Here is a 13,278-nt window from a genome sequence, read left to right on the forward strand (position 1 = left end):
ACCGATGATGAAGCAAGATACTTTAAGTGTTCGCACATTCACGATATTAGTCATTTTCTTCATGATTGGCACCTCCATCCTCATTACGCCTGCAGGACTTACTTTGGTAGCGAAACAGGATGCTTGGCTCGCAGCCATTGTAGGAATCGGACTCAACATTCTAAGCGTCCTTATTTATGTCAGTCTCGGTAACCGATATGGGGACAAAACACTCATCCAGATGTGCCATCTTGCTTTTGGAAAGTGGATCGGCAATGTATTCGGTCTTTGCTTTATCGCTTTTTTCTATTTGCTCACCTCTCTAATGATTGGGGATCTCGGTTTTTTTCTAACCACACAAACCTTGCCGGAAACGCCGATTGAAATATTATTAATTATCTTTGTCATTATTGTTATATTTGCCGTTCGAGCAGGCATGGTCGTTTATTCCCGTGCGGTACAAATATTTTTTCCGATCCTATTTTTTATGCTCTGCTTTCTTATCATACCTATCTTCCCTCAAATAGAAGTTCTAGACTTTGAACCCATACTGGAGTATGGCTTTAAGCCCATTGTAAAAGCTGGCTTCTCCTTTTCCGGATTTCAGGAAATGATTGTGCTGCTCATGATTTATCCTTACGTAGCGAAATCAGCAAAAAGAGGACGAGGCTTTGTATGGGGAACCCTAATCGGTGGAATTGTACTGATCATCATTACTGTGGGATGTATAGGCGTAATGGGAGCTGCCGTCACCGCTAATCAATTATTTCCGGCCTACGTGCTGGCGAAAAATATTAACATCGGCCATTTTCTTGAACGTATTGAAGGGATTATGATGTTCATTTGGATTTTATCCATCGTGATGAAGATTGTGCTGACGTTTGATGCATCGTTGATTGGGTTCAGCCAGCTATTCAAATTGAAGGATCCGAAACCATATGTCATTCCGATGGGATTTGGCTTGATCGCTCTAGCGCTGTTATGTTACACAAATACAATTTCCGTCAATGATTTCCTCACCAAAAACTGGACACCCTTTGCTACGATTTTCACGATTTTTGTCCCCCTGTTCATTCTAGGTATATTACTGTTTCGTGGATCGGGCGAGAGTACAAGTAAGCAGGAGAATACTACTGAGAATGAGCAAGCATAGCTGTGATGGGAAGAAGACAAATCGGAGGTTTGTTTAATAAAACGGAGCGGCCTCAAAAGGCGGCTCCGTTGCAAAGCATAAATGACTGTAAAGCTCAGACATTATTTCCCCAAAACTTCTTTCAATTTCAGCAGCACAGTAACCGCTTCAGCACGGGTAGCAACGCCAGTTGGTTCAAATTTGTTACCGCTGCGTCCTTGTACAATTCCTTGCTTCTTCGCCGTTTCTGCAGCCTTCTTCGCCCATGCAGGTATAGCACTGTCATCAGCAAAGCCTGTTTTACCGGTTGCCTCTGCATCAAGGCCTGTAACTTTTGCGATCATAGCAACCATCTCGGCTCTTGATATGCTTGCATTTGGACGGAAGCTGCCATCCTCATAACCTGTAAGAATACCAGCCTCAACAGCCTGAGCTACTGCCTTTACCGCCCACGCGCCAATAGCAGACTTATCTTTAAATTGCAGCTCGCTTCCGCTTGTTTGCGGCTTCAGCATTTGCATCATCATCACTGCAAACTCCGCACGTGTTACCGAACTATTCGGCTTAAATGTACCGTCTGAATAACCATTTACAAAGCCTTCTGCCACTGCCTTTTGGATATTCAGCTGTGCCCAGTGACCATCAATATCCTTGAAGTTCAGTTGATTTTTATTTATTGCCATGACAGCAAATTTCGTAAAGTGATCAACTTCAACTTCAATTTTATTACTGTTTATCTTGCCTCCAATGGATACCCATTTCTTGCTCGTCTCATCGAAGTAGAATACAGCTGCCGTTTGATTCTCTTTAAGCAGCGATGAATTAAATTCAAAGACGAGTGTAACATTTTTGCTGAATTTACCCGAACTATTTTTCAACACTTCAAAGACTGAGCTGAGAGAAATATCGTCTTTCGAGAAAAGCTTAGCCGTATCCAGCAGCTCTTCAATGGTCAGCATAATTTCCTGAGCTGTTGCTCCAGCTGGGATCGTGACTTTAATTTTCTCACCTAAACTCACCTTTGCTGAGTAACCAGCCGGTATTGTTGCTTTTCCATTCGTAGATACAATCTCTGTTATACCAGTACCGCCGCCTGAATTACCGCCAGTTGGCGCTTTAGGTGTCGTAATATTTCTCGCATTGCTTGCCTTGGAGAAATTATTCGCATGATCGAATGCGATGACATAATACTGGTAAGCTGTTTCCGAGCTTAACCCTGTATCACTATAAGATGTACTTGTTGTTGTCGCCAGCTCAATACCATTGCGGAAAACCTTGTAGCCTGCTACTCCCAAATTGTCAGTAGAAGCAGACCATGTCAAATTAATTTGAGTGCTGGAAACTGCTTCTGCTTTTAAATTCGATGGATCAGTAGGCGCATCCGTATCAACGATAGTTGGTGTCCACCAGTTGCCGGATACGACAATCATACTGAGCAAACGGAGGTTATTGCCAAAATATAAATCATCTTCCGTTTTAACAGCCGTATTATGATCCCAAAGCTTATTTAGCCATTCTTGATTGGATGAATCGATCATTGCACTAACCATTAGCGGAGCTGAGAAAGTGATATCTTGATAATCAGCTATCGCTTCCGAGCCATCCAATTTATAGCCCGCCAAAATATTTTGTGGATCGTTATCCGTCTTTTTACGAATCCATTCATTTAATGTACTTAACTGATCTTTTGCACGTTTTTCCCCTGTAATGAGATAGTCTGTACCTATCCGCCATGGTGTGCGGGATGAATTGTAGCTGTAATCACCGTCCGTATCTGATTCTAGGAAGGAAGGCGGTGCAGGTACAAAGCTTCCGCTGTCCGTATCCTTCACGACAAAGTCTGGGAGCAGACCAGCGTTCGGACTGAAATTTTTATAAAGGCTTTCCATCACGTTATAGGTTTTGTCGACTACCTGATTCCAACGGCCATCGCCGGAAACAACAGCAAAATCCTTCATATGCTGCAGCATGAAATCCGAAGGACGGGTAGCATTTTCATACTCGCCGCTAGTTGCCCAATCGGCAATTCTTAATACCCAATCCTTTTGGTTGACTTCACTATCCATAATGGCTTTTATTACTTTACGAGCCTGAGCCAAATAATCAATTTCCCCATCATTTCCCCATTGCTCACTCGCAAGAAGAAGCGCATAGGCAATATCCAAATCTCCATCCGTAGCTGAATCCACGCCGTTAATATCAATAATTGCTTTGCCATTATCAGCTTGCTGCCAAGCCATGAGGTCTGGATTAATTTCGCTTGGATGTGCTCTGAAATAACGATACATGCCGTCAAAATACTTCTTCGCATCTTTATCATGGCCTGCCATTAAAGCGGTGATCAGCATTCCATAACCATGAGCTTCAGAAACGGTAATCTCATTCTCTTCAAACCAGTCTCCATCCGCATACCACACATAATATTGGCCTGACGTATATGGATTCTCTTTCAAATATTTCGTTTTCCACTCGTCATATAATCTCGATACGGTATTATCCATATCAGCTTGCGTAATATGATTTGGCTTAATTGTGCCGTCCGCATAAGCGGTATGCTGAGGGAATGCTTTAAGCGGGCCTTCACCCGCAGCAGCTGGCTTCGTCTTCAAACTTATCGAATTACTTGCAAGCGATTCGAGTCCCTCTTGATTAACTGCTTTCACTTCATACGTATAAGTGCTGTTTGCAGCTAAACCTGTATCGGAATAGGTTAGCTTCGAGCTTGATGTTGCGCCAACTTTCACACCATCACGATACACATTATAGCCTGCCACGATGATGTTCCCAGAGGATGCCGCCCAAGTCAATTCGTTCTGATACGGGGATACGGCTTTTCCAGTCAAGCTTGTTGGTGCTGAAGGCGGCTCATTCTCGGCACCATTTTCAATCGTTGTGACTTCCACCGGAGCGGAGTTGTCTCTCGTTCCAACAGCCTTAACGATAAAATCATATTTCTTATTAGGATTAATGTCTTTAATTTCTAAGCTGTATTCCGTTTGATTGCCAGTTGCTGAAATATATTCGCTCCAGTGTGCTGCTACTTTGTCGTTCTTCTCGTAGATTCTAAATCCTCTAACCGGCTCTGTTCCTGTAGAAGGCTTCTTCCAAGATAAAATCGCTTTATCTCCTTCCACCTTCACCTTGACGTTCTCTACTTTCTCCGGCTTCGTGTCCGTTCTTCTGATTCCGTAATCATCATAAGCCTTCAATCCCTTGCCAACTGTATTTTCAGCTTTTTCGTCTGCAACAGCTGCTGTGAATGCGGTAAAAGCAAGTACTTTATCCGAAATAGACACATCCGTAAACATTTTTTTGAATGGTTGAGTGTCAATCTCAGCAAAGTAATCATCATAAGGAATGGGATTTCCATTCTCATCCTTTACTTCTTGCGCATCCCCATTTTCATCAATATAATGCTGATTATTTTTTTCGTAAAATTTATTTCCGAACGCATTAGACATCAGGTAGACTGTCCCTTTAGGATCGATAGCATTGCCTTCCTCATCGATTTTAAAGTCTTTAATGATCTCATCATTTAACATTTGGAATGATCTCATATACATATGATCATGGGCTTCGAACACCATATCGATTCCCATTTCGTCAAATTCAGGAATGAGATACTTTTTGTAAAATTGAACCCGCTCATCTTCCCATTGCGCTGAATTGTCGCCAGCTCCGTAAGGTCCTTTATGGAAAGTGACAAACTTCCATTTCTTATCGCTTTTCGCGACTGTGTTTTGCATCCATTTCACTTGATCCCAGAACTCTTTATCCGCCCATTCTACATCTTTCCCATTCGCTGCAAGTCCGCCTTCATATTGGGAATTGAATACCATGAAGAGCGCGTCGCCATACTCGAAGGAATAAACAGAACCTTCATCCGTACCCGCTACCGTTTGCTTAGGCAAGTTGAAGTGGTTATAGAAATTATTATTAGGCGTCGTTACATCACCGTCATAATCATTCACTTCATGACCGCCAAGTACAGGTACATAAGGAACATTTGTGAGAGAATCCTGTGCTAAGCCCAGCATCCACTGCCATTGCTCCTCCAAATCTCCATTGTCGACCAAATCGCCCGCACTGATCAGAAATTTAGGATCGAGAGTATAATCGACTGCTTTCCTGAACGTATCTGCCCACGGTTCAAAATCAGACTTATTAGAAGCCTGCGAATCCGATCCTGCAATAAAGCGGAAAGGTTGGTTAGCTGCTGTATCCGTTGTAAATGAGCCAATAATGCTCCAGCTGCCCTCTTCTCCATTGCCCACTCGAAATTTATAAGCTGTACCTGGTTTCAGCTCTCTTGCGATTGCTTTATGACTGATGAATTTCGTGAAGGTTTTGGAATCACGATCAGCTTCTGTCATAAAGGTTTCAATTTCCTCCGCCGTTCCTTTATAGCTGACTACTCCATCTGCCGGGAAGACATTCCCTAACATTTTCGAAGCCTCAACGACTTGAACGACAGAGTCTGTCATCGTATCGGTATACCATGCTAGAGCGATACTCGTCTTGGGATCACCGTTAAATGTCATATTGATCATTTTCGGCAAGAAAGGCGATTGTTGTATGCTAAAGCTCCATGTCAAATCACGAATCTGAGTCACTTCGTCTGTACCTTTGATTAATGATTTCGGAACAGAGATCGTATACGTTTTGCCATAACTAAACTCAGGATGATTAATCTTAAGCGTGTTTCCACCAACAACTTCCAGTGAAACACCGGCTAATGATTTATTCTCATTGTCGACAATGCTTACAGCAGATGCGGTGTCTAAAGAGATGGCCTTATTAAACTTGACGGTCAACGGCGCATCCACCGATACATTTTCAGCCTTGTCCTTTGGAAGCTTAACCAGATCAATAGTCGGTACACGAATGGCCGAGTTATCTATACGCTCCCCTTGAACCAGAATGTTTCTGATTTTGCTGGAGCCTCCGCCTCCAATTCCATCACTATTGCCATTTGTGTTCTGTCCCGAGCTAACGACCCAGCGAAGATACAGAAGCTCCTGATCATTCGCTTCACTTGGAATCGCAACGTTCTTCAGTTTGCATTCATCGTTAGGCGGGCAACTATATGCTCCTTTAGTCATTTTAACCGCACCGTTCGGCACATCCGTCCATGTCGCCCGATCCGTACTCATCTGCAGTTTAAAATCACGCGGTCCGGAGCCGGAAGAGGTTTGCTCCGATGACAAGGTTAAATTTTTAAAGCCTTTGGTCGAGATCGTAGCAAGCCAATATTTTTGGCTAAAATCACCGCTCCAGCCTTGATAACTAAGATCCTTGTTGCTCCCGCTATAGTATTCAAACGTTCCACCGACATTTTGGAACAAGGAAGCCGCTCCGTAAGCACCGCCTGTTGCTATGGAGATGCCATTATCCCCTTCATTCGGAAATATCCATTCCGCAACCTTCTCTGCTCCGTTACTCACAGCTGCTGGTTCATCCGCGGCAGCAACAAAGTTAGAGAAAGTGGTGGTCAACATGATGAACGTTAATAATATACAAGTCATTACATGAAATGATTTTTTCCGTTTGTTTCTGCTATGCATATACTTAACCTCTTTTCTTTTCCATAATGAAAACGAATGATCAAAAAGCCCAATTCTTTGAATGCGCTATCATAAATATTTGGTTTTCACAATCACTCTTGGCTCCACCCCCTCTTTCAGGTCGATTTACATTGTCTAAAAGTTTAAACGCTTTAATCTTCAAAAAAGAGTTTATCCTGTAAGGAAAGCCCTGTCAATCACTTCCAAGGATTTTTCTACGAATTTAGTAGTTATTCACCTGTCCAATTCAAATTTTTCTCCTTATTTCGCACTTATCCTCCCCGTTCCTATAAGAAAAACGAATTCATTAATCATTTTAAGTATAAGCGCTTAAATTATTTGTAAATTTGAATAGTGTTGATTTTTCAGATGCATAGACTTCCTAAAATGCATAAAATATACATTAATTAGTCTTTGCATTTCCGAGAAAAAGTCAAAAAACCCGATCTCATTGGATCGGGTTTTCCATTTTCCAGACAGCTGGTTCGAAGGGCGGACGCCTCCCTTTAGTTAAGCTGCTTCCATTTTTGTTCTAGCGTTTGAGGAATATAGCTTTCCAATTGATGTAAAAGTTCTAATGGTTCACTGGAAACATTGATAAGACTGAGATGTGAATCATTGGAGAAGCCTTCTTTAATGCTATGGTTAATCAATTGAACGAAAGGATTAAAATAATTTCTAATATTTAGAATACCTACAGGCTTTTTATGTATGCCAATTTGTGACCAGCACAAGACCTCGAAAAGCTCCTCATATGTCCCAAAACCGCCGGGCAAAGCGATAAAACCATCAGCTAGTTCACTCATTTTAGCCTTGCGTTCATGCATATTTTCTACTTCTATTAACTGAGTTAATTCTCTATGCACCACTTCTCCTCTAAACAATCCTTTAGGCATAACTCCGATCACTTCACCGCCACCAGTCATGACAGCATTAGCGATTTCACCCATTAAACCTATTTTAGATCCGCCATAGATTAATCGATAATTTTTCTTAGCCATGTAATGACCAAGTTCAGCAGCTTTCGCTTTATAATCGTGATGCTCCCCTAAATTTGATCCAGCAAAAATACAAATTGATTTCATATATCCATCTCCAAACTATATATTGATAATTTCCATAGTCTAATATACTATATATTGACGATAAATCAAATTAGTAATCCTGAGTTTCACAAACCGCCTCTCAAATTAAAAAAAGGACAGCTGCTCTCAGCTGCCCTTCAATGAACTCATCCATTACGCGCTTTGTCGTTCCCTGTCCCAAAATCGGTTTGCCAATACAGCAGCTTGGAACCTATCCAAACCATCCCCATATCGGTTAGCTTGCCGAATATTGCAAACAAAATTAAGCTTGTCATTATAATTGCCGGACGTCCCGTCGTTTGACCGTCGGTCATGAGAAACCCGAGCCCTTTGCTGGCACCCATAATTTCCGCTGCTACGACGAACATCCAGCCCATGCTGAGCCCGCTTCTCATGCCAACGACCAAGGAAGGCAGCGTAGCCGGCAGAAAAAAATGCCAGATTAATCGGAAGCCTTTGTACCCATGTACCCACCCTACCTCGATCAGCTTGCGATCTACATTTATAATGCCTGTCAGCAAATTCAAATAGACGGGGAAAAATACCCCAATGGCAATAAGAGTGATCTTCGACGTCTCGTAAATACCGAGCCACAAAATAAATAGCGGAACCCATGCCATAGAGGGAATATTTCTGAGTGCTTGAAGCATCGGATCAAACAAATAACGGAAAAACCGAAAGTATCCGTTTAGAATGCCTAGTACCAACGCGACTGCCAAACCTGCAACAAAACCAGCGAATACCCGGTACAATGTAATAAATAAATGATCACCCAGCTCGCCCGATGCGAGCAGGTCGGTGAAGGTGCCGTAAATCCGGGTAAGCGGCGGCAGTAAATTGGGAGCTGCATATCCTGTAACGGAAGCATATTGCCATGCGCCGAGTAGGAGTATAGGAACTAGGAATCCCAAAGCGATTTGAAAAATGCGACTGTCCGTGAATTTCAAATCGATGACCTCCGTTTATTGTGCGATCTTTGTGAAGTATTCCGAATCGATCAGTTCATCTACAACTTTGGCAACATCCGTATTATCAGGAATAATTCCACTCTTTAATAAGACGCTACCCGCTGCATTAAGGGCATTCTTCTGTGTATCGCCGATAACAGGATTGGAAAGATCGGTTCTTTCGATCACCTTTTCTACGACTGGCAGCGTCTGCTTGGATTGCTCGCTTACGATTTTTTTGAATTCCTCTACATTGCCGATGGCCCATTTCCGAGCTTGTTCATAAGCTTCAATCACTTTTTTCGTCAACTCCGGGTTATCGCTCGCGAACGACTCTCTTACATTAAGCACCCCGTAAGTATTCAAGGAAGCGTCGCGGATAACGAGCTTAGAGCCCTGCTCGACTTCGGTCTGCGCCATAAACGGATCTAATCCCGCCCAAGCATCGACTTCACCTTTTTCCAAAGCTGCTTTTCCATCCGCGTGCTGCAGTTGAACGAGCTCTACATCTTTTTCACTCAACCCCGCTTGATCCAGAATGCGCAGCAGGAAAATATACGGGTCCGTCCCCTTAGTAACGGCGATTTTCTTGCCTTTCAAGTCCTGAGCCTTGGTAATCGCAGAATCAGCTTTTGTGACAAGAGCTGTCCATTCCGGCGTAGAATAAACGTAAATCGACTTGATGGGATTTCCGTTTGCTTTGCCCAATAATGCCGCGGCGCCTGCCGTAGAGCCGAAATCTATGCTTTTGCTATTCAAATACTCCAATGCCTTATTGCTTCCCGCGCTAAGTACCCATTCCACTTGAATGCCATCTGCTTTAAGCGCCTCCTCGAGAAAACCTTTCTCCTTCAGCACAAGGCTTACCGGATTATAATAAGCATAATCCAGCTTAATCTTCGTAACACTTGCTGATGCTTCCTTCGACGTGCCGTTGCCGCAGCCCGCCAACTGTAATATGGCCAAAACCATAACAATCGCGAAAGCGATTTGCTTGCCTTTTCCTATTCTCATGTTCATATCCCCTTAAATGGTATAGTTATCGTTTTTACCTGTATTTCCACTTGGCGATTCGGGTTTCTCTTTAGTCAGAATGCGGTCAAGAATCAATTTCTCGTAATAGGCGAAGCCGCTGTCATGCTCTCTCGGTCGCGACAACGTAATCCTAACGTCGAATGCGATCTTTCCGTGCTCAATGAGAATAACCCTATCCGCCAATTGCACCGCTTCCGCAACGTCATGAGTGACCAGCAGTGCCGTAAATTTCTGCTCCGTCCATAATCGCTCTATTAATTGCTGCATTTCGATTCTAGTTAAGGCATCCAGTGCGCCCAGCGGCTCGTCAAGCAGCAGCAACTTGGGATTCCCTGCTAAGGCGCGGGCCAGCGCCACCCTTTGGCGCTGCCCACCGGACAACACGCCCGGCCACTCGGATGCGCGACTACTTAGCCCCACTTGTTCGAGCGCTTTCTCCGCTTTCTGAATGACTCCGTCCTTGACGCCGACTCTGACGTTTTCCAGTACACTTTTCCATGGGAGCAGTCTAGCATCCTGGAACAGAACCCGAGTATCCGGGTGTATAAACCGGATTTCCTCGCTGTCGATATATACGCCGCCTTCTGATGCCTTCTCAAGACCCGCCACCAGTCGAAGCAAAGTGCTTTTCCCGCAGCCGCTCCTTCCTACGATGGCAATGAATTCCCCAGGTTTCCCTTCAAGCTCCACCTCTTGTAGAACCTGCTTATTTCCGTACCGTTTAGCCGTATTCCTGATTTGCAGATGGCTGCCTAAAGTAGTTTGTTCCACGCTCTACCCTCCTTGATATTTTCTTTTCTCCAGATTCGAAAGAGCGGTCATGCTTAGCGCGAGGAGGTCGTTGTACTCTTCGGAATAATCTGATTGGCAATCATTTCGCCGAATGGACTTATGAAGAGCGGTTGATCCATCTGCTCCTTCTTTTGCAATGGAAGCTTCGGAAACAACAATTCCGCGACCCGGTAAGCCTCCTCCAAGTGGGGGTATCCAGACAGAATGAAGGTTTCAATTCCGAGCTCTTGATACTCCAGCATGCGAGCGGCTACCTGATCGGGATCTCCTACAAGCGCAGTGCCTGCTCCACCGCGAACCAAGCCGACCCCAGCCCATAGGTTAGGACTTACCACAAGCTTGCTTCGGTCCCCTCCATGCAGCTCAGCCATCCGGCGTTGTCCCTCCGAATCCATCTTGGCAAAAGAGCTCTGAGCCCTCGCAATGGTTTCATCATCGACATGTGAAATAAGTTCATCCGCCGCTTGCCATGCTTCTGCTTCTGTTCTACGTACAATAACATGCAGTCTTATTCCAAACTTAATCGTTCTTCCGGCAGCCTCCGCTAGTCGTTTCATTTTGGTGATTTTCTCAGCAACCTGCTCCAGAGGCTCACCCCATGTCAGATAAACATCGATGTGGTCAGCCGCTATCTCCATTGCCGCATCCGAAGATCCCCCAAAATAAAGTGGCGGATAAGGGGCTTGAAGCGGAGGATAAAGCACTTTCCCGCCCTTCACGCTCAGATGGTCTCCCTCTAAATCCACTTCTTCTCCTTGCAGCACTCGTTTCCATATTTCGAGGAACTCACCGGTTAAGCCGTAGCGATCCGAATGATCTAGGAAAACGCCATCTCCTTCAAGCTCTGCCTTATCGCCGCCGGTCACAACGTTGATAAGCAGCCGTCCATTGGAGAAGCGATCCAGCGTTGCCGCCATTCTTGCCGCCAAAGTAGGAGACATCAAGCCCGGTCTTACTGCAACTAAAAACTTCAGCTTCTCCGTAGCAGGAACTAACGTTGAAGCGACAACCCATGCATCTTCGCATGAGCGGCCCGTTGGAAGAAGTACGCCGCCAAACCCCAGCTCGTCAGCTGCTTGAGCGATTTGTTTGGTGTATGCATAGTTAACCGCTCTAGCACCTTCGCTAGTGCCTAGAAAATGTCCGTCGCCGTGTGTGGGAATAAACCAGAAAACTTCCAAAATATTCAATCTCCTCTCAAATAGAAAAGACACCTGTCCCATGTAGCTGGAGAAAGGTGCCTTTAGTGGTCTAATCGGCTTGTATTTTGATATAGGTTGATCATCTATCCCTTGCTCGTTTCCTGTAATAGCTTCCATATCGGATCGATATAACTGCTTTTATTTGTGTTCAAATACTGATTCGCGTACGAGCGAACGGGATCACCCGCGTAGAAACGTTCATACAATTCATGGCGCGAGCCGAGCGGACTGCCGATTAAATCCCATGCCAGCTTGAACAACTTTACCTTTTTTTCCGAGCTGACAGAGGCGCCTTCGAAATACAGATGCATGAATTTGGAGATCGGACCATAGAAGTCTTCCATACTGGACGGGGTTTGAACGAACCCTCCTCCTCCGACTTGCTGCAGAATCTCAATCGCTCTCGGATAAATTTTCGTTCCAATATTCCTTGCCGTATCGATGAAGGAAATCTCAGGCAACCAAACTCCCGAAGCATTTTGCGCAGCCTTCGTCTCAGAAGCGATCACCAGCGCGCGCATCGTATCGACTTGCGTCAGCAGCTCGCCAAGCTTCTCCTGAATGTGTAGAAAACCAGTTACCCCAATGGATTCCGATATTGCGAAAGCAAGCCCTGTTACGAATTCAAGCTTTGCGACGGACCTCACAACCGTTTGATGGAAAGCGAGCGAATTCGCCGTTTTGTTGTTCCGCAGATTCAATACAGATTCTGAGTCGCCATAAAGCAATACGCGTTCCCACGGAATCAGAACATCGTCGAAAAACAGCACGGCGTCCATTTCCTCATATCGGGAGCTCAAAATATGTTCCTTTTCTCTCGAATCTGCGAACGATTCCCGGCATACAATATGCAGCCCTTTTGAATTTGCCGGAACAATGAGTACATGCGAATGCTCCTTGTTCTCCTTCTTCAGCTGCAAAAAGGAGAAAATAATGAAATCGTGAGTATACGGCGCTCCTGTCGCAATCATTTTCGCTCCGCGCACAATAATGCCTTCGCTCGTTTCCTTCACGACATGAAGGAATCTTTCTGAAATACGCTCATCGCTCAGTTCACGGGAACGATCAATCTGCGGGTCCAGTATAGCCGTCGTAAGGAACAAGTCGTTATCTCTAGCCGATTCGTAATACTTCTCAATCTTCGCTTGGAATCCCGAATCCCTTTTGCTGATTTCCGCTCTATCCGCGTACCATCCCGTAATCATGGACCTTCCGTAGTCGGATAAACGGCTCATAATGCCATTTGTTTCTTTCGCCCAACAGGTAAAAGCTTTGCTTCTTGTTAAAATATCTTCCTTCGTATAAGGCACTAGAAACGAACTGTGAACATATCGGCCTAATGATGGCTGCAAGTATCCAACTTCATCTCTGCGATGCGGATCATCCAGCAAATCAAATAATCCTGTGATGGTTTTGAGCGTGCCTTGAAACGCGGGGTGTGTGGGCAAATCATCCACCGCTTGGCCTTCAAGCCAAACCTTTCGACCATCCTTAAGGCTTTTTAGAAACTTTTCACCTCTCGTTGTCATTGAACGGATTCTC

Annotated in this window: 8 protein-coding genes; 1 reads left to right on the plus strand and 7 read right to left on the minus strand. The window is 44.6% G+C overall.

All coding sequences use genetic code 11. The features are described 5' to 3' along the window. The first annotated feature begins 4 nt into the window (after positions 1–4). Complete coding sequence (locus AC0VYE_RS25530; RefSeq protein WP_076267659.1) at positions 5–1,132, plus strand: GerAB/ArcD/ProY family transporter; 1,128 nt, start codon at positions 5–7, stop codon at positions 1,130–1,132. A 101-nt stretch (positions 1,133–1,233) separates the two neighbouring features. Here AC0VYE_RS25530 and AC0VYE_RS25535 read toward each other — a convergent pair whose 3' ends face one another. The 7 genes from AC0VYE_RS25535 to AC0VYE_RS25565 form a co-directional block, all read right to left on the minus strand. Then, positions 1,234–6,675 (minus strand): glycosyl hydrolase family 8, encoded by a 5,442-nt coding sequence (locus AC0VYE_RS25535; protein ID WP_475443309.1) that lies wholly within the window; start codon positions 6,673–6,675, stop codon positions 1,234–1,236. A gap of 506 nt (positions 6,676–7,181) precedes the next feature. After that, positions 7,182–7,760, minus strand: a complete 579-nt coding sequence (locus AC0VYE_RS25540; RefSeq protein ID WP_475443311.1) for an LOG family protein — start codon at positions 7,758–7,760, stop codon at positions 7,182–7,184. 146 nt (positions 7,761–7,906) lie between these two features. Then, complete coding sequence (locus AC0VYE_RS25545; RefSeq protein ID WP_076267656.1) at positions 7,907–8,707, minus strand: ABC transporter permease; 801 nt, start codon at positions 8,705–8,707, stop codon at positions 7,907–7,909. A gap of 15 nt (positions 8,708–8,722) precedes the next feature. Further along, positions 8,723–9,721 (minus strand): aliphatic sulfonate ABC transporter substrate-binding protein, encoded by a 999-nt coding sequence (locus tag AC0VYE_RS25550; RefSeq protein WP_475443313.1) that lies wholly within the window; start codon positions 9,719–9,721, stop codon positions 8,723–8,725. Between the two features lie 12 nt (positions 9,722–9,733). Next, a complete protein-coding gene (locus AC0VYE_RS25555) occupies positions 9,734–10,513 on the minus strand; it encodes an ATP-binding cassette domain-containing protein (protein ID WP_475443315.1) in 780 nt (259 codons plus the stop codon). A 53-nt stretch (positions 10,514–10,566) separates the two neighbouring features. Further along, positions 10,567–11,715 carry an FMNH2-dependent alkanesulfonate monooxygenase gene (gene ssuD, locus AC0VYE_RS25560; RefSeq protein WP_076267653.1) on the minus strand — a complete coding sequence of 383 codons (1,149 nt, stop codon included), beginning with the start codon at positions 11,713–11,715 and terminating at the stop codon, positions 10,567–10,569. A gap of 104 nt (positions 11,716–11,819) precedes the next feature. After that, positions 11,820–13,265, minus strand: coding sequence for a 4-hydroxyphenylacetate 3-hydroxylase family protein (locus tag AC0VYE_RS25565; protein ID WP_475443317.1), 1,446 nt, complete (start codon positions 13,263–13,265; stop codon positions 11,820–11,822). Positions 13,266–13,278: the final 13 nt, after the last annotated feature.

The sequence above is a fragment of the Pristimantibacillus sp. Z349TD_6 genome (genome assembly GCF_056173205.1).

Excerpts from the sequence above, each read along its gene's own strand:
- AC0VYE_RS25550 (WP_475443313.1), bottom strand. The coding sequence starts at position 9,721 with ATGAGAATAGGAAAAGGCAAGCAAATCGCTTTCGCGATTGTTATGGTT.
- AC0VYE_RS25565 (WP_475443317.1), bottom strand. The coding sequence starts at position 13,265 with ATGACAACGAGAGGTGAAAAGTTTCTAAAAAGCCTTAAGGATGGTCGA.
- AC0VYE_RS25535 (WP_475443309.1), bottom strand. The coding sequence starts at position 6,675 with ATGCATAGCAGAAACAAACGGAAAAAATCATTTCATGTAATGACTTGT.
- AC0VYE_RS25530 (WP_076267659.1), top strand. The coding sequence starts at position 5 with ATGATGAAGCAAGATACTTTAAGTGTTCGCACATTCACGATATTAGTC.
- AC0VYE_RS25540 (WP_475443311.1), bottom strand. The coding sequence starts at position 7,760 with ATGAAATCAATTTGTATTTTTGCTGGATCAAATTTAGGGGAGCATCAC.